Origin of the sequence: Chthonomonas sp. (assembly GCF_035294165.1) — a bacterium.
Taxonomy (GTDB): Bacteria; Armatimonadota; Chthonomonadetes; order Chthonomonadales; family Chthonomonadaceae; genus Chthonomonas.
Genome location: NZ_DATGLN010000101.1, coordinates 1 through 19844 on the forward strand (window position 1 = coordinate 1; position 19844 = coordinate 19844).

Here is a 19844-nt window from a genome sequence, read left to right on the forward strand (position 1 = left end):
GTAGAAGAGTTGCCACACGTCGGAGTATCGGTTTTACTGATAGCGGTTGTTCTGGGAGCGCTCTGTGGAGCCTTCCTTGGATATTTCTTAGAACACTTCTTCATTGGTCGTCGCTTAATAGAGGAGCGTGCTCAGCTACAAGCACTGCTCCAAACACAGTCCGAAGAGGCTCAACGCCTAAAAGAACAGGCATTAAGAGAGGCGGAGGAGACGCGCCGTAGAGCGATTCTCGACGCCCGTGAGGAGTCGATTCGGCTGCGGGCTGAGATTGAAAACGAAAACCGGGAGAAGCGAGCCGAACTTCAGAGGCTGGAGCGGAGACTAGCGCAACGCGAAGAGAGTCTCGATCGTCGTGCGGAAAGTATAGATGCACAGGCCCGAGCGCTCGAACAGCGTGAGGAGGCCCTAGCTGCCGCGCAGCGGGAGGTGGAAACCCTGCGCCAGCAACAGGTCATGGAATTAGAGCGGCTCTCTGGGCTTACACGGGAGGAAGCACGGGCGACATTTTTGCACCTCGTCGAGGAGGAGTGTCGCCACGAGGCCGCTCGACGTATTCGCGAGATCGAGGAGGAAGCGCACAAAGAGGGCCTGCAACGCGCAAGGCAGGTTTTGGTAGATGTCATTCAACGTTGTGCGGTGGAGCAGACATCGGAAACCACCGTTTCCGTCGTGCCCCTCCCCAACGATGAAATGAAAGGGCGTATCATCGGAAGGGAAGGCCGAAACATTCGTGCCTTCGAGACCCTGACTGGGGTAGACCTCATTATTGACGATACCCCGGAAGCTGTGGTGCTTTCCTGCTTCGATCCGGTACGCCGTGAGATCGCCCGCATCGCCCTCACGAACCTGATCATTGATGGACGCATCCATCCAGGCCGCATCGAGGAGATCGTCCGTCGCGCCGAACAGGAGGTAGAAGAACGCATTCGCGAGGCGGGAGAGCGTGCCATCCTTGAAACGGGAATTACCGGCCTACCCGCCGAGATCGTGCACCTGCTAGGCAAGCTGAGGTACCGAACCTCTTACGGACAAAACGTGTTGAGCCACTCTATCGAGGTGTCGCACCTCTGCGGTCTTTTGGCTGCCGAAGTGGGCGCCGACATCCAGGTAGCTAAACGTGCCGGCCTGCTGCACGATATAGGAAAAGCGGTAGACTTTGACATGGAGGGACCTCATGCCCTCATATCCGGTGAAATTCTACGGCGCTATCATGAGTCGGAAGCGGTGGCCCATGCCGCCGAAGCGCACCATCACGACGTCGAGCCGGCTTCTATAGAGGCGCATCTGGTGATCTGTGCCGACCAGATATCCGCCTCCCGACCCGGAGCACGTCGGGAGGCTTTGGAAACCTACGTGCGTCGTGTGAAAGCGCTAGAGGAGATAGGAGACAGCTTTGAGGGCGTGGAAAAAACGTTTGCCGTGCAGGCCGGGCGCGAAATACGGGTGATCGTGAAGCCGGAGAAAGTGGACGATCTGGCCGCCATGCAGCTCGCACGCGAGATGGCTCGCCGCATCGAAGAGCAAGTGGAGTATCCGGGTCAGATCAAGATAACCGTCATCCGCGAATCGCGTGCGGTAGACTATGCGCGCTAAAGGAGAAGGGAGGACATGCCACATCTCCGCCTGCTGATGATAGGCGACGTGGTGGGACGACCGGGGCGTGAGCTTCTGCTGCATCTGCTGAAGCCCCTCCGCGAAGAGTTTCAAGCGGATTTCGTGGTGGCAAACGCCGAGAACGCGGCTGGCGGCATTGGCATTACCCCGGCGCTCGCTACGGAGATGTTGGAGGCCGGAGTCGACGTACTAACCTTAGGCAACCATGCATGGGGCAAACGCGATATCTATCCGATGCTCGATACCGAAACACGCCTCCTGCGCCCGGCCAACTACCCACCCCTCGCGCCCGGACGGGGATGGGGCGTCTACCCTACCAAGAAAGTGCCAGTCGGCATCCTCGTCCTTCAAGGACGTACCTTTATGGAACCCGTGGACGACCCGTTTCGAACGGCGGATAATCTACTAACCTTACTCCGTTCGCAAACGTCTATAATTTTAGTGGACTTCCATGCGGAGGCCACCTCCGAAAAACAGGCGTTAGGATGGTATTTGGACGGCAAAGTCGGTGCGGTTATCGGCACCCATACGCATGTCCAAACTGCCGATGAACGCATCCTGCCCAAAGGCAGTGCCTACCTCACCGATGTGGGCATGACCGGGCCTATCGACTCGATCATCGGAATGGACTGCAATGTGGTGCTTGAACGCTTTCGCACGCTGCTGCCCGTACGCATGGAGGTGGCCGAAGGGCCTGCACAACTTTCCGGCGTTCTCGTCGAGTTAGATACAGAAACCGGCAAGGCACACCGTATTCATCGAATACAAAGACCAGAATATATCCATCAAAGAGGAGACTCTTAAGCATGAAGAGTTCTAGCGTCGCTCTCAAAGGCCACGGCATGCTCTCTATAGTGGCAGGCCTATGCGCTATGGCACTGCTTACCGCAGCCGCCCCGAGCCGTGCACAAAGCGGCCTCGATATCTATAATGGGGTCATGAGCGCAAGCACCTACACGCTTTTGCCCATCGGCAGCGGCACCATCAAGCCAGATACTAATCTTGCCTATACCGGCACAACCTCTTTTAGCATCGCCACACAAGGCTACTATCAGGGAGGCGGCCTTGCTCTAAAAACTCCTGTGAACCTCGCGCCCTACCTTTCTAACCCCGATGCCTATCTCACCTTTGCCGTCTATCTGCCTAACAGCCAAAACAACGGGCTGCCCGGCTATAACGGCCGATTCCCCGGCTACCCCGGCTACGGTGGGCCGATGGGCTATCCAGGTGTCCCTCCCACCGGCCTAACAGGGTTCCCCGGTTTTCCAGGCTACCCAGGCGCTCGCGGAGGGTTTAACACCGGCACCCAAAAAGCCGTGCTGCAGAACTTTCGGGTAGAGCTGGTTACCACCACCGGTAAAAAAACGGAGGCCCTGTTGCCGCTATCCTATGCCTCTCAAAATAATAACTGGTACATGCTCAGCATCCCCGTGAGCGCTCTGCCCGGCCTGAGTGCGGCCGATGCCCAGATCGCCCAAATCCGCCTTTTCGGTGATGCACCCGCTAATTTCAACGTGGGGCGTATCGCCGTCGTTATCGATCAATCGCCTGTTAGCGGCTTGAGCCTGCCGGAGCAACTTGTGGGGGTTGGCCAGATGGTCACCTACTCCGTCTATCCAACCGCAGGCATTCGCCCCCTTAAGATTTGGTGGGACTGGGATGCCTCCGATGGCATTCAGTTGGAATCGGAAGGGCGTGCCGTGCGCCATGCCTACTACGTGCAGGGCGACTACATCGCAACCGTCATGGCAATGGACCCCTATACCGGTCGCATTTTGGCCAAAAGCACTTTCCGCGTGCATGTGCACCAGTAGGTAGCCTTTCGTGAGCGACATAGAGCCACAGTAGGTCTTAGCAGAACGAGGGCCTTTATTTTTGTTGTAGCCCTCGTCTCTGCTTTTTGAAACGAGTTGATAAGAAAGGTCTAACTATGTACCGGCTGCTTATCTTCGTGCCGGTTAGCTTCGTGCTGTACCTTCTTCACGTTCCGCCTCTATGGGTTTTTCTGACCTCCGGGCTGGCCCTCATACCCTTGGCCGGGCTTTTGGGGGAGGCCACCGAGTCGCTTGCGGCATCGCGCGGGCCCCTCATCGGCGGTCTACTGAATGCAACTTTCGGCAACGCCACCGAGATCGTGATCACCCTGGTGGCACTTCAACATAATGAGCTGACCGTGGTGCGTGCTTCGCTCATCGGCTCGATCATTGGCAACGTGTTGCTGGTGCTTGGATTTTCAGCCCTTCTAGGCGGCTTCCGACAAAACATACTCACTTTCAGCTCCGAGGTGGCTCAAGCGCATATTACCTCCATGAGCCTGGCCGTCATCGCTCTTCTCACGCCTGCCCTGCTGGTACAGAGTGCCCACTTGCCTGAAAAAAATCTGCAAGCGGCAGCGCTTATGCCGCTGAGCCTATGGGTATCCGGGGTGCTGCTGCTGCTTTATGGGGCGGGGTTATTCTTCTCCCTTCGCACCCACCGGCATCTTTTCCCAACAGGCGAAACCGAGGAGAAACCTAAGTGGTCCCTCACAAAGGCCAGCCTCATTCTGTTTGCCAGCACGGTGGTCGTCGCTATGGAGAGTGAACTACTTATAGGGTTGCTAGAGCCGGCCCTCCATATCCTCCATTTCAACCGCCTCTTTGCCGGTCTCATCCTGCTGCCCATCCTAGGAAATGCGGCGGAACATAGTACCGCCATTACAATGGCGCTGCGCAACCGAATGGATGTCAGCCTCGACATTGTGGCCTCATCCTCCATTCAGATCGCTATGTTCGTGACCCCTGTAGCCGTTTTTTCCAGCCTTATTTGGAGCCATCCACTCACCATTCTTTTCACCGCTTCCGAACTCGTCGCCCTTACCATGGCCATCCTCATCGCCATTCGCATCGTGAGCGATGGTCAGACTCACTGGCTGGAGGGAGCACAACTTCTCGGCGTCTATGCCATTTTGGCCATCACCTTTTACTTCGTCGGTGGATAGAGGCACCTGTTTCCCATCTGCTCATAGCCCTTTTGGCCTGCGGAGCCTTTAACGCTCCTTTCCGCCCGGCTCTCTCAAAGACTATTGCCGATCCAACCATCGCCCGCTATCGGGTACCAAAACGTGAGGAGCCTAAGCTGTCGCATCAACAAATGCTCGCACTAGTATACCAACGCATCAAGTACGTTTTTATTCTCTATCAAGAGAATCGCTCCTTCGACTCGTACTTCGGCACCTTTCCCGGAGCCGAAGGGCTTTTCTCTCATCCCCCAAAACAGACTCCGGGCTTTCACCAGCCTATAGAAAACACAGATGGCTCCTTCACGGTGGTGCATCCGTTTCGCATCGGGCCACAACAGTATGCCGCCGACCTCGGCAGCGTGGGGCATTCCCACCCTGTTACCCTCCAAAAAATGCACATCGTCGGTGGGCATCCTCTCATGGATCGCTTTGTCCTTACCGAAGAAAAACGCCACACCAAAGGCAAACCGCCTTCACTTGCCGCCAAACAGTACGGTGAACTTGAAATGGCCTATGTGGACGGGGATACGATTCCGTTCTTGTGGCGCTATGCAAATTGGTTTGTGCTATGTGACCACATCTTTGAGGAGATGGCTGCCGACTCTACCCCCAGTAACCTCTGTATTATCGGCGCCCAAAGCGGCCTTACCCAATGGCCTCTGCACCCTCATGAGGCTTTTAAAGGAGACGGAGGCCGAGGGCCGGGAGTACCGGTTGTTAACGGCTCGAACCCGTTTTGGGGTTAGCCATTAGATAAAAACCCGTACAGGCCGCATGCCCTTTAACCCCAAAGATACGAAAGAAGACTCCGCTCATCCCGAGCGCATTCAGTACAATCTTACCTACGCCACGCTCATGCTGACACTGGGTGGAAGGTCGCTACAACATCTAGTTACCGCCGATCGCGACCCTAAAAACGACCTACGCGATGTGCACCAAGATATTACCGCTATCGTTCACCACAATACACCTGCCATCACCTGGGAGTGGTATGAGGAAGGCTTTAGAACCCCAGACGACCATGATGAGATAGATGCCGATGGTCTGCATACCTCCTATGTCACCCATCATAACGGCCCGCAGTACTTCGGCTACATCAACAATAACCCAACGCTAGCGGTACACCTGCACGATCTGAAGGCTTTTTTACCGACCTTCATTTCCATCGCCTGCCGCCATCCGGCGGCGTTATCTATGTTAAGGGAGGGAAACGAAATATCATGGGCCTGCAGCCGGCCGATCCGCAGCTGAGAGGCACCGGTCGTTTCCTTGGAGATGATGACCACCCCGGCGATTCCGACTCGCAGATCGGCGAGGCCTTTGTTGCCGAATGCATCAATCAGATCGCAAAAAGTCCTTACTGGGCGCACTGTGCTATCATCATTACCTGGGATGACAGTGAAGGCGACTACGACCATGTTCCGCCCCCGCTTCGCGCCATAGGACCAGATGGACACTGGCTCTCAGATGGGCCACGTGTGCCCCTGTTTTTCTTGTCTCCCTATGCCCGCACGCACTATATCGCGCATGCATCGGGCGATACGGCTAGCGTTGTGAAGTTTGTAGATAGCGTGTTTGGCCTGGTACCTTTAGCCGATCTACCTGCCGAGGCCTATGCACGTCGCTTGGGGTTTCAGCGGTACCATCAAGCCAATCTCGGCCCATTCGATGACAAAACCCCTCACATTACCGATCTCCTCTGTTGCCTAGACCCGGCACGCCTAACAGGCCGCGCGGCACCGCTGCCACCCAGTTACGCGCTTATCCCCGAAAATCTCATTCGTCACCTGCCTCAGCAGACCGGGATCGGCTGGCGATGGGCCGGCATCGAGCCGATAGACATACAACGCCATATCCCCAACACCATCCCCGCCGATTTCAACCCTCCACCCCAAACAAAAAACAACTAAGGCCTGGTAGCTAAAGAACTCGAACACCTCAAGGCCGACGCCCTCCCCCTTAAGGCCAGTATTGGGGTCCCCAGAAAATCGCAAGATTTTCTGGGGCAGGACGCCTTTCCACCTCAAGGCAACTTACCCCCGCAAGCGCCACGTGCTAAGGCCGAATCTACCTCTGCTTCCGGCACAAACTCACCGATAATGGATGTGAGGTGTCTCCTCAATGCAATCGCTCACTTTATTCGGCGGTCTCCCTAAGGAGATAGTTCTATGTTCGACACAGGTGATCTTATCGAGATAAGCTTATTCCATACGTCCCTGCCACTGCTCGCCACCGTTCAGCAGGCCAGCGACAAACTGCTCGTCCTTGCTCTAGACCATCCTACCGAGGCCAACCTTCTTCGAGAGGGCACACGGCTATGTCTTCGCTATGCTACCGAAGAAGGCCTCTATGTGATGGAGACAACCGTCTTAAAATGCCGTGATCACCTTTTTGTCGTGTCAAAAGAACGATTAGGGTTCCAACAAAGACGTCGTTCGGAGCGACTCGCTTGCAACTTTCTGGGTTCCTATCAGCCCAATACCTCACTAGAAGAGATGCAGAAGGCTGGCCGCGAGGCAGGTGAAATCATCCATATTCTAGACATCTCTCAAGGTGGCTGTCTGATAAGAACCAAACAGATTCTCCTCGCCCGCACTCCGCTCGGCCTTCGCATCGAACTGAACGACGGAGAGCCTCTCTTTGCAGAGGCCTCCGTTGTGCGCTGTACCTTAGCAAAAGATAAGGATTCCAAAAAAGGAAGCTACGAGGTCGGGCTGAAATTCACGAGAATGCTGAGAGTACACCAACTGCGCTTGCTGCGTCTCCTGCATCGCCTCGCCGAGGCGGCCTAAAGCCAAAAATTTACACACGACGTAAAGGGTCTTTATGGAATCAAAGATCACGGAAAAAACTCAATCTGCATCGGTTCGCTTTGTGGAACGGCGGGCCACGGCACGACTCAAACTTACTTTCCCGGTAGAGATTGCCTTTGGAGAAACGGAAGACTGGATCGTAAGTAAAGGCGTTGAAATCGGGGCCGGAGGATTGCGTATATTACATTCCGGCGAAATAGCCCCCACCACAGCCATAAAACTGCGCTTTACCCTTCCCACGCCTTCCGGAGACATCTCCTTCCAATTTCGAGCGACCGTCCTCCGATGTCAACCGCTCATCCCCCCCACAAACACGCTGTTTGAGATCGCGGCCAAGTTCGATCTCTCCTCCATTGAGGAGGCTCTGCGTTTAGAACAGGCTCTCATGTGTCAACCCGTCTCAACTCGCTAAGCACAGTGCAGCCAAACTCAATTCCCTCATCAAAAGCGAATTCTATTTTATTGTGTTATAATATTTTCTAGTAATTTTTACAGTAACTCTTTTCCTGCGCGACTCCGAAAATAGGATCGAAGTCCCGTAAATCTGCATGTCAGGAGAAAGCCCTTGTCGGTTATTTTGATGACGCCTGAAAGCTCCTTCACGATGATCGCTTTGCTGAGTGGCGGGCTTGCTTGGTGCCTAGCCGCACGCCGAGCCTCTAAACGCCAGCAGCGTTACTGGGAAACGCAGCTCAAGATGGAGCAGACGCGTGGCCAGCAACTCTGCCTCTCCACCATTGAGGCGCTTACAAGTGCCATAGATGCACGCGACCCCTACAATATCGGGCATGTAGAGTGTGTGAAACAGTGTGCCCTTGCTATCGCGCGCTCTCTCTCTCTTTCAGAAGAAGAAATGGCCGCTCTACAAGCGGCGGCCATGCTGCACAACATCGGCCGGTTGGGCGTTCCTGACCATATTTTTCTGAAAGCCGACACCCTTACACCGGAAGAACAGGAGAAGTTGCGCACTCACCCCGTTTTAGGCGCGCGTATTCTCGCCTCCATCCCCTTCCCTTGGCCGGTGGTGCCGCTTGTGCGCCATCATGCGGAGCATTGGGATGGAAGTGGCTATCCCGACGGCCTAAAAGGCGAGGAGATACCGGTGGGCGCGCGTATTTTGGCGGTGGCTAACACCTACAGTGCGTTGCTGCATCCGCGTCCCTTCCGCCAACCGCTCTCGCCCAAAGAGGCCATTGCCGAGATCGAAGCGCGTGCCGGCACCCAGTTCGACCCGGCGGTGGTGGCCGCCTTTCGTACACTGGCTGTACAGAAAAGCCTTGAGGCCATACCGGCCGATGCCTTCACCTTCCAGCCAAGCAAGGATGTGAATGCTGTCCTCCACGACATTGCAGCAGCTCAAAGAGAGACGCTGGCCCTCCACACCATCACGCGCGCTCTTTCGGAAACACTACATCTCGAAGCCATGGCCGATGTGCTTCTCCATCACATTCAGGCGCTCATCGGCTGCGATGCCTGCGCCCTCTTCTTGCCGGAAGAGGGTGGCGAGTACCTTCATGCACATGCCGCAGTAGGGCTAAATGCACGTCACCTTTTAGGCAGCGTTGCCCGTGTAGGCACCTACCTCACCGGGCGTGCCTTCTTCCGTGCCGAGGCCATCTGTGCCTCCTTCCTTCCCGAAGACCTGATTCTTCGAGATGTAAGTGACCCGTGGGTACCTTTCCGCTCTACCCTCATTGTGCCGCTTGTCTCTGGTGGACAATCGTTAGGTACTATCAACCTCTACAGCGAACTGCCCGACGCTTTCAACTCGGAAACATTGCGCATCATGCGGCTTGTAGCCACCCAAGCAAGCCACGCGCTGGAACGCGCGCAACAGTTCTCCGAAATCCAGGAATCGGCCTATACCGATGCCCTCACCGGTCTCCGTAATGCGCGCTATCTACGTGAATATTTAGAGCGAGAGATAAACCGGGCCAATCGTGAAAACGGCTCTTTAGCCGTGCTGAACATAGATGTAGACCATTTTAAGCCCATTAACGATCACTACGGCCACGCCACCGGCGACCAAACGCTGAAAGATTTAGCCGACATCTTCCGCAACCATGTGCGCAACTACGATCTTGCGGCGCGCTATGCGGGCGATGAGTTTGTGGTGGTACTTGCTCGGGCCGATCGGGTCGCTGCCGAGGTCGTCGTGAGCAAGCTGCGGCGTGCCGTGGAGCGGTACGTGAGGCAAATCCAACAGCATGACCCCGATTTTCCTCCCCTGGGAATTAGCATCGGCGTCGCCCTCTATCCGGAGGATGCCATGGACATTCAAGGGCTGCTTTGCCGCTCCGATGCCGCCATGTACGCCGATAAGCGTGCACGGCGCTCCTCGCACGAGGCCGCCTGATACGCTTCGGCAGGAAATCCTTCCTAAAAGAAGAAAAGACTCCTGCCGGTGGAACCGGTAGGAGTTTTTACTAAAGGAGGATGACACATGTATACCCTCTTCAATCGTTATCAGGAGACACGGCGAAAGTTTCTTACCCGCGCCCTCGCAGCCATTGCGGCGGCAGGCCTGCCCACATGGTACGAAAAAGAGGCTATGGCCTCGGAGCGCGCGCTCGATGCCGAACGTCCGCGTCGCCTTGGGCCAAACGACACCATTCAGTTTGGCCTCATCGGGTGTGGAGGCAAAAAGGGTGGCTTTCGCCAAGGGCTTAACGATGCCCATGCCGCTGCCAGCAAGGCCGGCTGTAAAGTGGTGGCCGTCTGCGATGTAGATCGCACCCACTGCGCCGACGCGGCTAACGAGTTCGGCCCCGGCACAAAACAGTATCACGACTTTCGCGACCTTCTGGCCGATAAGACGATTGACGCCGTGATCATCGGCACACCCGACCACTGGCATGTCCAGATTGCGATAGCGGCTCTACGGGCAGGTAAGGATGTCTACTGTGAAAAACCACTTACCCTTACCATTGATGAAGGCAAAAAGCTGGTGCGGGTAGCCCAAGAAACCGGCCGCGTGTTTCAAGTAGGAAGCCAGCAACGTTCCGACCCTCGTTTTCGCCTTGCCTGTGAGATCGCGCGAAACGGATTGATCGGCAAGATCAAAACAGTCACAGCTCATCTGCCCACCGGGCCTACCGGTGGCCCCTTCCAGCCACAACCGGTGCCCGACGATCTCGATTTCGATTTCTGGCTTGGCCCAGCCCCCTCCGACCCAACCATTCTGCGGGGAGATGTGCCTGACGACATCATCTTCAACTTCTGGCGCAGTCCCGTCGCTCAATCTGACCTGCTGCCCGACTATTTTCCCGAGCGGGTCTATGGCAACTTCCGCTGGTGGCTGGACTACTCCGGTGGCATGATGACCGACTGGGGTGCCCACCACAACGACATCGCTCAATGGGGGCTTGGCACCGACCATACCGGCCCCATCAAGGTACAAGGCTTTGGCCGAGGGCCTATCATTGGAGTAAACTGCTACAATACCTTCCCCGAGTTCGATATCTACTCTACCTATGCCGATGGCACCGTTCTTCACACCACGAACCAGGGCGAAAATGGGGTGACTTTTGAGGGCGAAAACGGCACGGTGTTTGTATCGCGCAGCCGCATCGAGGCCAGCGACCCCAAACTGCTCACCAACCCCCTGCCACCCAACGCCATAAGGCTTTATGTCTCCAACGATCATATGCAGAACTTTGTAGACTGCATTCGGACTCGCAAAGAGACCATCTGTCCGGCGAGTGTGGGGCATCGCTCAGCTACTATCTGCCATCTCGGCAACATCTCTCTGCGTCTAGGCGGCAAAATCCTTTACTGGGATCCCGAGCGCGAGACCTTCCACAACGATCCGGTGGCAGAGGCGATGCTGAGCCGACCTCGACGGAAACCCTGGTTGCTGTAGTACAGAGGGGAAACAAAAGAACAGTCCTCACCGGGCAGGGGACACCTCGCGGTGAGCGCCCTAGCGGACGGCGCCTTTTCCCTCAGTTTCGCGTACAGGGGTAGGCCTTGTGCCTACCCCTACCCCCTCAAGGCGGGTACTGGGGTCCCCAGAAAATCTTGCGATTTTCTGGGGGAGGGCGCCCTCCCCCTCAAGGCCGACGCCCTCCCCCTCATCTGCTAAGACCGCTGCATTGCCGTCTGCGAGGACGAAAAGGCGGCAAGGAGGCGTAAACGAAGCAGACACCTTCATTTTCAAAAAAACAATAGCACATGTGGAATTCTTCATAAATAGTCTATTTGCTATTTTTAAATTTCACGATAATTTTACGATAGCTCTGTAGAATGGTGGTAGAGCAAAAGAAGTCCGCTAGAAAAAACACTCTCTAGAATGGAAACGTACTGCTGTGTCACTAAGGTCGGTTTTTAAAACCACCTCGCTGCACCATATTGCGGCAGGTGCGCCGCTGTTTATGGTCAGCAGTATCGCTGCCCCCGCCGAACAGGTGAGCGGCGCCATCCAGAATGTGCACCTTCTGCGAGCACACAAAGGGGCTACCAAGGGGTAAGTTATCCGCGATGGCAAGACCAAAACGGTGTGGACCTGAGCAACACTGGCTCCAAGTCAAAATGCTCTATCTGGCCGACCCTGTGCTATCTTTCGGCATCGTTGTAGATGCCATTACAGAAACATGTTATTGTATTTCTATTATCGGCTTCTACGATGGTGGGCAGATGTTTCAAAAAAACTTCTGTCTTCGCGCCCCGTAGTTTATCTGATAATATTAAACATAAATTCACTCTAAATAGGAGAAATAGGTGAAAAAAGCCTTATGTTACGTTGTCGCTTTTCTTGGTGCTCTGATTTTACTCGGCCCGCCTGCCCAAAAAGCGAAAGCGCAAAATGCGCTCTGGAGCTTTACGCTAACAAATCCAGATCAAACCGTTGTCGCCGGCACCTCCGGCACGGTGGTCTACAGTGGAACGATCACAAACAACGATACGAGCAATGTGCTCAATATCAATGGAGATAGTTTCTCAACGGGTACTTGGGATGCTTCGCTCAGCCTTTCCGAAGATCCAGCGTTCGTTAACTTTCTACAGAACACCGGCTCCCTAAACCCCGGTCAATCCTACACGGGTGCGCTGTTTGATGTAACCTATCTGACCTCTACGCCGGCCACAACGAATAACCCTTATAACGGCGCCTTCGGGATAGATACCGATGGAAATCCGAACTCCATACAACAAGGCTTCAGCCTACATGTCAGCCCCAATGCATCTACTCCAGAGGCTAGCTCGTTCTGGGGGTTGGTGGGGTTGCTCATAGTCTGTGCCTATGTTGGAATTCGGCGCCAACAGCGCTATACCGTTTAAGTTCCTCCTAGGCTTCTCGAACCTCCCGATAACTTTATCGGGAGGTTTTTTTGTGGTAAAATCGCCGCAACGATCTAAACTTTCAATCTCTCGAAAGCGGTTTTTATGACAGATAGAGGCCTACTTGCGGTCGTCATTTTCTCTTTGGTCTACCTCATTATCCTCGCCGGAGAGAACTCCCCACGAAAACTCGATCGCCCCGCCGCCAGCCTCGTGGGCGCCGTTCTGATGATTGTGGCCGGCGTGCTAACGCGCCGCGAGGCAGCCCAGGCCATTGACCTGGCCACCCTAGCCCTCTTACTCGGCATGATGATCGTTATCCACTACGCCATCATCTCCGGCCTGCTCGATATGCTGGCAAGAACGTTGGTGTATCGAAGCCGTACCCCAGGTCAGCTCCTCTGGGTCGTCTGTGGTACCGCAGGCTTGCTCTCCGCGCTCTTCGTCAACGATACCATCTGTTTGTTGATGACCCCGCTGATTCTCAGTGTAGCCCGCAGGGCCAAACTACCCGCCGAGCCGTACCTATTGGCGTTGGCCACCAGCAGCAATGTAGGCTCGGTGATGACCCTTACAGGCAACCCACAAGATATTCTCATCGGCCAATCCTCTCAATGGAGTTGGGGCGGATATGCTTTGAGGATGGTGCCCATCGGACTTATTTGCCTCTTGCTCAACGGCGCGATCGTGCGTTGGCTCTACGCCAAAAAGCTTGCTGGGCTTCAGATGCCCACAGAAAACACTCCGCTGGAACGAGAGGGACGGCTTGATCGCAAATTAGCCATAAAAACAGGTGCAGTGCTTTCAGGTCTACTCATCGCCTTCTTAGCAGGAGCCCCTATGGACTTGGCCGCCCTCTGCGCCGCAGTGGCGTTGCTGATTTGGGCTAACCGCCCGACCGAAGAGACGTTTGCAAGGGTGGACTGGGCGCTGCTGCTGTTTTTTGCCGGACTTTTTGTGGTGGTAGATGGGGTCAACCGAGCGGAAGGACCGGTTTTCGCCCGATTGGCCCCCCTTCTTTTCCACAACGCCGGCAGTCTAGCTCAGCTAAGCCTTTTCTCGTTGGCCTCTGTAGTGGGCAGTAACCTATTCAGCAATGTGCCTTTCGTAATGCTAGCTCGCGGGTGGGTAACCACCCATGCGCAAGCTCCCCTACTATGGCTTGTGCTGGCGGCATCGAGCACTTTTGCCGGCAACCTCACGCTGCTGGGAAGTGTGGCCAACCTGATCGTAGCCCAAGGGGCGAAGGAGGAATGCCCCCTTGGCTTCTGGCCTTTTTTGAAAGTAGGCATCCCTTCCACCCTCGTCACCACCTTCGCGGCAACCCTTATGCTATGGGTTTATCGGCAGCTTGGACTGATTTGAGGGTTTGTAGGTGCCGTGAATGCCGTGAAAGTCGGCGGCCGATCCGCCATTGGGGTTATCGTTAGCGCTGCGTAGCACCACAGGCGGGTTCTCCTCTGAGTTGCTTACCGGTGGCAGCTCCCGCAGAAGCGTTTGCACGGCCACAATCAGCTGGTTATCCTTATGCTCGGCGATGTCGTTTGGTTTGTTAACCACGATGATGTCGGGCTTAACCCCCAGGTTTTCAAGGTTTTGGCCCGACAGGGTGTAGTAGCCCCAAGAGGGCAAGCGGAAGTGCGTTCCGTCCACAAGGGTGCCCTCATAGGTGCCGATAACATAGCCCGGTGTGGGCACACCTACCACGAGGCCTCTTTTAAGCGCCTCAAAACTAGCGGCAAATATCTCCGCATCGCTATAGGAGTTTTGGTCTATCAAAAGCACAATCGGTTTGGTAAAAGCCCGAAGCGGCTGTGTCTCCAATAGGCCATCACGAGGTTTCGTGTAGGCATAAACCTTCTGATCGAGGGCACGCAACACCTCATTATGGGTATTCCCCCCTCCATTTCGGCGTATGTCGAGAATAAGCCCCTCTTTTCGCATGGCGATGCTATAGAGGTCGCGTTCAAAGCTACGAAGCGAGCTTTGATCCATCGCACGGATATGGATATAGGCCAAACGCCCACCCGAAAGCTTATCCACCAACTCACGGTTCTGCTTTACCCAGTTTTTGTATTCCAAATCCGCCCATTGACCTAATGTTATGGGCTTGATCTCCACGGTGCGTGCTCCCTGCTCGGTAGGTTTTGTGTTAACGAGCAGCTTAACGGTTTTCCCAGCCTTGTCTTGTAGCGTCTGATAGTAGTACTCGTTCATTGAAACTGGTTTACCATCCACTTGCAAAATATAGTCGCCTGGATTGATTCGGGATTGGGGCTGATCGCCGGGGCCATCGGGCATCACACTCACCACTTTTAGGCCCGGGCCAAGGTAGTTGTAATCGTATTTCAAACCCAGTGTGGCCGTCTGAGGGCCGCTAGACGCGATGGCCGGAGAGATTTCGGAGTGAGAGGAGTTCACCTCACCAACCATTTCCGACAGCAGGTTCGCAAACTCCCATGGTGTGCCCACACCATCGAGTTGAGGTTTGTACTTCTCCCACAGGGCAGCCCAATTCACACCGTTCATACTCGGATCATAGAAAGCCGCTCCGAACCGACGATAGAACTCGTTGAAGGCCTGTAGATAGAGCAACTCCCGATTGAACGTATAGTTCGCATTAAAGTTAACGACTTCAGGCGTCCCTGCAGGGCCTGGCGGAGCCCCTAACGAGCGAGGCGTCCCGTTGGCGCCAAGATAAAAGAAACGCTTACCATCCGGTGTGAACTCAATGCCGCCCCCAGGCTCTCCTTGGCTGGTCAACTGCGTTACCGAGCCTCCCTGCACAGGCACAGCCCAGAAGTTATTGTTAGCATGAAAAACGATGTACTTGCTATCGGGAGTAATGGCGTAGTCATCCACCGGAGCAGGTGTTTGAATAAGCTCCGCCCGATCGGTAATACCGTCGAAGTCAATCTTCACTTGAACGGGCGCGTTCGGCGGCTGTTTCGGCTCTAACCCCGGCTTGAGAAGGGGTAAACGGAACAACTGCGGAGTGCCGTTTCTATCGGAAATGAAAATGAGGTATTTTCCATCCCTTGTAAACTGCGGATCGGCATTGTTGTTCGGATAGGCCGTTATGTTAACCGGTGTGCCGCCTACGCTAGGTACCACCCAAATATCGCGCGTGCCATAGCGATCCATGCGCGAAAAGGCCAGCCATTTGCTATCCGGTGACCACGCGAAGGAGTTGATGCCTGTGCCGTAGAGGTTATCTCCGTTGCCGGCGGCCACCATCCGTTCCGGCTCTCCGCCGGCAGCCCGTACCACATAGAGGCCGGGTTTGGGGCCTGCTTTTGCGTAGGCGATATAGACCCCATCCGGCGACCAGTTGGTATTGCTCTCTTGCGCCATATCGTTGGTGAGCCGTGTGATCTGCTTGGTCTTCACATCAATGGTGTACAGATCGGGCTGATTACCGACATCCGAAATAAAACCGATGCGCGTGCCGTCAGGCGACCAGGTGAGGTCGTTGTTGTTAGCGATGTTGTTGGTGAGACGCTCTGCATCGCCACCTGTCGTGGGCACCAGCCAGATATTCCCTTTCAGAACCAGGGCCAGCGTTTTACCATCAGGGGAAAGATGGCTTTCGTCGGCGCCATCATGAAGCACCATCTGTTCGGTGTTTTGGACGGGGCTATCCGAGGGCGCGTAGATGGTGAGGGGATGCGCATCAGAGCCATCTGGTTTCACCGTATAGATGTCGCCTTTATAGAGATAGCAGATCAGCGAGCCGTTGCGTGCAATGCTAGGCCATCGCACGGCATCGGTGGTGTAGTGAGTCACGGCTTGTGGTGGGCCGCCATCTAGCGGCACCCGCCAAATGTTGGGCGTATTGCTGCGCCCATAGATGGTGGTGATGAAAAGCGACCTTCCGTCTGGGGCATACAGCGGCCAAAACTGTTGAGCCGGGGTAGAGAGCACCTGGCGAACCCTGCCGGTCGCCAAATCCTCCACCATCGTTTGGGCAGCAACACTGCCCCGATACCACCCCCGCCACCAGGGCTGACCGCTGCGCGTATAGGCGATCTGCTTGCCATCCGGCGAGCTAACGGCAAACCGTAGAGGTTCGGTATCGTGGGTCAACTGCTTTAGAGAGCGGTCACGCAGGTCTATGGAAAAGATGGCAAAGGTATGGGTATCACGCCCGGCCGAGTAAAACAGCAGATGATAGCCATCCGGCATCCAATCGGTAACCCAGTTGCTGCCGCTAAAGTAGGTAACCTGTCGTGGTTCCCCTCCACGAGCCGGAATAATATAGATGCCGAAGTTCCCTCGGCGCAGACTGGAGAAGGCGATAAACTGTCCGTCTGGTGACCAGTGGGGGTCGAAATCGGTGGTGTTGCGAATGGTCAATCGGGTTGCTTTCCCCCCCTTTGAGGAGACCAGCCAAAGGCTTCCGCGGTACACAAAGCATATCTCTTTTCCATCCGGTGAGAGCGCAGGGGTGCTCATACCGAGAATAGGTTTTTCGGGAGGAAGGGCAAGAAGGTTCGTCTCATCTTGAGAACCTAATTCCTGCGGATGTTTAGCAAGGGGGAAAGCCAAGCTCTGTAGGGCTAGTATAAAAAAGATGCTGAAACTGAAAGCGCCAAAGAGCGCAGACCTTTTGAGCGCGCTCCGTTTGGCCATAGCGTTCATGAACCAACCTCCTGTATGTTTTTGACGGTAACAGAATTTCACTTTTCTGCACCTTTTTCCTGCCAGCCTATCGCCCCTGTGAGATTAAGACTTCGACTCTCCGGCAGCCGCATCATCTACTTCGACCCAGAAACCGACTACGCTATCGTGGAACAAGACCGCATAGAGTTTTCTATTAGTGAATTGAGAAGCAATAGATAGTATCATAACCATTAGCGGGATGGCGGCATCAGATACTGCAGCGTAGTGTGGGGGTATTGCAGCTTATAAGGAGCGCTTATAAGCTGTAGGGAAATTATAAAAAAATTATAGCAAAAATAGCGCAAAATTGAGAACAGGCCTTGCAGTCATACGTACATAGATATAACTTATAGATGTGATGCGCAGGGGACGGCAAGCCCTCCGCTTGGAAGAAAGGAGCGCTGTTTATGATCTTTCAAGCAAAATGCCAGGCCATTCAGAGTGTAGTATGCTATTTGTCATGCCTATCTGGCCTATGCGGACTACTATGGTTAGCGCCTTCAGTACACGCACAGGTCTATTGCAATATCACCTTAGGCAATCCAGGAGAAGGACCTCCACAAGGCAATCTTTTTAGTGGAACTGACAACAATTTTACCGTCTCTGCCCCTACACAGTTCTTCGATCTAGCCTCTTTGGTTGTCACCATCAATGGTATAGTGGTGGATATTCTCCAGCCTCCGCCCGACGCTCCTATACCGCCCTATGCCCCAGTAAGCATATTGGTAACTTTCGATAGCACCCATTTCCCTGACGGTACTCAGATCACCCTCACAGCCATAGCGACAGATGCTGGAGGAAACCAGGCTACCGCAACACAATGGGGCATGGTGGTCAATAAAGCGCTGCTCTATGGTCGCAATGACTTCGAAACATCGCCCGGCGGGAACGGATGCACTGCAGCCACTAATCCACTGGCCGCAATGAACCATACAATAACTACCAACACCACTTTGGGTTGGAGCGCAACAATGTTTTTGAACGCCCTAGGAGGTACGGTAACAGCACTGTATGTCAACACCCATGGAAATAACAATCCACAGATAACTTCCGATTTGGATGAACTGAACGGAATTTGGGAGTACATTACCCCATCAACGCCACCTTTAGATGTACAAGAATATTGTGAAAGACATCAAATCCCTATTAATATCGCTTTCCTAGATGCCTGTCAAACAGGGCAAAAGCAGGATTTTGCCTTAGCCCTTCTGCTTCCCTATCGCGGAATAAGCAATCCACCCCTATTTGGTAACGATGCCATAGATCAGGCTGAAGTTGGTTGGGCGGTCAATTGCTTAGTACCTTATACAAACGCTGACTCAAGTCAGTTTTGGAATGCGTTGGCAAACGGGAGGCCCGTTTATGCTGCACGAGATGCCGCTGTAAACGCACAGTATCAGGCCTATTTACCCTTATACCAACAGGGAGCACCGTGGCCAGATACTTGGCCGAATCCACTTGGTGGCGCTTTACCACCTCCTCTAAATCTGTTGCCTCCGGCTCTTAATGATAATCAATGCCAGCTTTTCGCTTGTGTTTGGGGAGACTATTATGCTACTCTCCATGGTGTATACACAGGGAATTCAAATACATCTGCTAACATATGGTATCTCATACCCTAGTAGGTTCTCCGTTACCAATTAATTAAGGAGAAAGCCATGAAACGTTATCTTTATCCTGCTATAACTACCTTAGGCATCTTTGTGTGGAGTAGCCTTGCCTCGGCAACCGCTTTCGGACAAACAACCTCCCCACAGCCTCTTAACTTGCCCAAACCATCCGCTGCCGACATCGGCAAGACCCTCCTCTTCACCCGCTACGACATGAAACCGGAGAAGGCCATAGCAGAAAGTGACCAACTGCTTCATCGTCTTGGCCTAGCTCATGAACGACAGCCTTCTCGGGTGAGGGTAACTTACAGTACTAACCAAGAAAGGGTAGTAGAGGTTGAATGGCCTGCTAAGCTACCGGAGGAGGCAGACCCTCGATATGTCGCAGATTTCGATAGCCTACATGGGCTGTTGGTTCATTTTATGAACTATGCTGCTTTTTACCATCAAGTGAAAGGCTATGGGGATAACCGGCGAGATAGGATAGAGACGGATAGACAGGCGCGTTGGTTATTGCTGCAGTACGCGCGCTGTTTAGAGCCAAGCCTCCCAAAGAATGCAGACGTAGTCCTACTATGGATGCATCCACCGAGAAGCGGGATGAGTAAAGATGCTATAGAAGGCAGTGTGGGTTTGCCCTTCCCGGGCGGATATGCGTTTGGAACAACCGACATAGCCCGAACCTACGGCATACCCTTGATAGAGATGACGTTATCACGTCATACGGGAGCCTTAGTAGAGGCGTCTGTAGGTTATCCCCCCGCACCAGGAAGCCTGCGTATAGACCCTCCAGTTGTCCATATTACCAAAGACCAGGCGGCTAAAAGCGCTCTAGAAGCCCTTAAACAGGCCATTACACAAGGTCAT

18 protein-coding genes are annotated in these 19844 nt (G+C 54.3%); 17 read left to right on the plus strand and 1 reads right to left on the minus strand.

All coding sequences use genetic code 11. The annotated features are described in order from the left end of the window. The first annotated feature begins 9 nt into the window (after positions 1–9). The 15 genes from rny (at position 10) to VKV29_RS05260 (ending at position 14070) form a co-directional block, all read left to right on the plus strand. A complete protein-coding gene (rny, locus tag VKV29_RS05190) occupies positions 10–1593 on the plus strand; it encodes a ribonuclease Y (RefSeq protein WP_343217341.1) in 1584 nt (527 codons plus the stop codon). 15 nt (positions 1594–1608) lie between these two features. Next, on the plus strand, positions 1609–2418 hold the full coding sequence (locus VKV29_RS05195; RefSeq protein ID WP_324200241.1) for a TIGR00282 family metallophosphoesterase: 810 nt from the start codon (positions 1609–1611) through the stop codon (positions 2416–2418). A 2-nt stretch (positions 2419–2420) separates the two neighbouring features. Next, a complete protein-coding gene (locus tag VKV29_RS05200; protein WP_324200242.1) occupies positions 2421–3428 on the plus strand; it encodes a hypothetical protein in 1008 nt (335 codons plus the stop codon). A gap of 116 nt (positions 3429–3544) precedes the next feature. Continuing rightward, positions 3545–4594 carry a calcium/proton exchanger gene (cax, locus tag VKV29_RS05205; protein WP_324200243.1) on the plus strand — a complete coding sequence of 350 codons (1050 nt, stop codon included), beginning with the start codon at positions 3545–3547 and terminating at the stop codon, positions 4592–4594. Between the two features lie 152 nt (positions 4595–4746). Then, positions 4747–5361 carry an alkaline phosphatase family protein gene (locus tag VKV29_RS05210; RefSeq protein WP_324200244.1) on the plus strand — a complete coding sequence of 205 codons (615 nt, stop codon included), beginning with the start codon at positions 4747–4749 and terminating at the stop codon, positions 5359–5361. A 28-nt stretch (positions 5362–5389) separates the two neighbouring features. Beyond that, positions 5390–5866: a hypothetical protein gene (locus VKV29_RS05215; protein ID WP_324200245.1), complete on the plus strand. Its 477-nt coding sequence runs from the start codon at positions 5390–5392 to the stop codon at positions 5864–5866. Beyond that, positions 5836–6525 (plus strand): alkaline phosphatase family protein, encoded by a 690-nt coding sequence (locus VKV29_RS05220; protein ID WP_324200246.1) that lies wholly within the window; start codon positions 5836–5838, stop codon positions 6523–6525. The genes VKV29_RS05215 and VKV29_RS05220 overlap by 31 nt, the downstream gene beginning before the upstream one ends. A 258-nt stretch (positions 6526–6783) precedes the next feature. Beyond that, positions 6784–7407: a PilZ domain-containing protein gene (locus VKV29_RS05225; RefSeq protein ID WP_324200247.1), complete on the plus strand. Its 624-nt coding sequence runs from the start codon at positions 6784–6786 to the stop codon at positions 7405–7407. Positions 7408–7441: 34 nt separating this feature from the next. Further along, on the plus strand, positions 7442–7840 hold the full coding sequence (locus VKV29_RS05230) for a PilZ domain-containing protein (protein ID WP_324200248.1): 399 nt from the start codon (positions 7442–7444) through the stop codon (positions 7838–7840). Positions 7841–7993: 153 nt separating this feature from the next. After that, positions 7994–9784 carry a bifunctional diguanylate cyclase/phosphohydrolase gene (locus tag VKV29_RS05235; RefSeq protein ID WP_324200249.1) on the plus strand — a complete coding sequence of 597 codons (1791 nt, stop codon included), beginning with the start codon at positions 7994–7996 and terminating at the stop codon, positions 9782–9784. 87 nt (positions 9785–9871) lie between these two features. Then, complete coding sequence (locus VKV29_RS05240) at positions 9872–11290, plus strand: Gfo/Idh/MocA family oxidoreductase (RefSeq protein WP_324200250.1); 1419 nt, start codon at positions 9872–9874, stop codon at positions 11288–11290. A 445-nt stretch (positions 11291–11735) separates the two neighbouring features. After that, positions 11736–11897 (plus strand): hypothetical protein, encoded by a 162-nt coding sequence (locus VKV29_RS05245; protein ID WP_324200251.1) that lies wholly within the window; start codon positions 11736–11738, stop codon positions 11895–11897. A gap of 10 nt (positions 11898–11907) precedes the next feature. Further along, positions 11908–12099: a hypothetical protein gene (locus tag VKV29_RS05250; protein ID WP_324200252.1), complete on the plus strand. Its 192-nt coding sequence runs from the start codon at positions 11908–11910 to the stop codon at positions 12097–12099. Positions 12100–12147: 48 nt separating this feature from the next. Further along, entirely contained in the window at positions 12148–12705 is a 558-nt protein-coding gene (locus tag VKV29_RS05255; RefSeq protein WP_324200253.1) for a hypothetical protein, read from the plus strand. 105 nt (positions 12706–12810) lie between these two features. Next, on the plus strand, positions 12811–14070 hold the full coding sequence (locus VKV29_RS05260) for an anion transporter (RefSeq protein WP_324200254.1): 1260 nt from the start codon (positions 12811–12813) through the stop codon (positions 14068–14070). Here the strand turns inward: VKV29_RS05260 and VKV29_RS05265 are convergent. Further along, a complete protein-coding gene (locus VKV29_RS05265) occupies positions 14038–17346 on the minus strand; it encodes a S41 family peptidase (RefSeq protein ID WP_324200255.1) in 3309 nt (1102 codons plus the stop codon). The genes VKV29_RS05260 and VKV29_RS05265 overlap by 33 nt on opposite strands. A 428-nt stretch (positions 17347–17774) precedes the next feature. On the opposite strand from VKV29_RS05265, the gene VKV29_RS05270 reads away from it, so the two are divergent. Next, positions 17775–18989, plus strand: coding sequence for a hypothetical protein (locus VKV29_RS05270; protein ID WP_324200256.1), 1215 nt, complete (start codon positions 17775–17777; stop codon positions 18987–18989). A 36-nt stretch (positions 18990–19025) separates the two neighbouring features. After that, a partial coding sequence (locus tag VKV29_RS05275) for a hypothetical protein (RefSeq protein ID WP_324200257.1) occupies positions 19026–19844 on the plus strand: 819 nt, incomplete at its 3' end.

Coding starts and splice junctions, on each gene's coding strand:
- VKV29_RS05225 (WP_324200247.1), top strand. CDS start 6,784: ATGTTCGACACAGGTGATCTTATCGAGATAAGCTTATTCCATACGTCC.
- VKV29_RS05240 (WP_324200250.1), top strand. CDS start 9,872: ATGTATACCCTCTTCAATCGTTATCAGGAGACACGGCGAAAGTTTCTT.
- VKV29_RS05250 (WP_324200252.1), top strand. CDS start 11,908: ATGGCAAGACCAAAACGGTGTGGACCTGAGCAACACTGGCTCCAAGTC.
- VKV29_RS05265 (WP_324200255.1), bottom strand. CDS start 17,346: ATGAACGCTATGGCCAAACGGAGCGCGCTCAAAAGGTCTGCGCTCTTT.
- VKV29_RS05260 (WP_324200254.1), top strand. CDS start 12,811: ATGACAGATAGAGGCCTACTTGCGGTCGTCATTTTCTCTTTGGTCTAC.
- cax (WP_324200243.1), top strand. CDS start 3,545: ATGTACCGGCTGCTTATCTTCGTGCCGGTTAGCTTCGTGCTGTACCTT.
- VKV29_RS05200 (WP_324200242.1), top strand. CDS start 2,421: ATGAAGAGTTCTAGCGTCGCTCTCAAAGGCCACGGCATGCTCTCTATA.
- VKV29_RS05270 (WP_324200256.1), top strand. CDS start 17,775: ATGATCTTTCAAGCAAAATGCCAGGCCATTCAGAGTGTAGTATGCTAT.
- VKV29_RS05215 (WP_324200245.1), top strand. CDS start 5,390: ATGCCCTTTAACCCCAAAGATACGAAAGAAGACTCCGCTCATCCCGAG.
- VKV29_RS05210 (WP_324200244.1), top strand. CDS start 4,747: ATGCTCGCACTAGTATACCAACGCATCAAGTACGTTTTTATTCTCTAT.
- VKV29_RS05195 (WP_324200241.1), top strand. CDS start 1,609: ATGCCACATCTCCGCCTGCTGATGATAGGCGACGTGGTGGGACGACCG.
- VKV29_RS05230 (WP_324200248.1), top strand. CDS start 7,442: ATGGAATCAAAGATCACGGAAAAAACTCAATCTGCATCGGTTCGCTTT.
- VKV29_RS05220 (WP_324200246.1), top strand. CDS start 5,836: ATGGGCCTGCAGCCGGCCGATCCGCAGCTGAGAGGCACCGGTCGTTTC.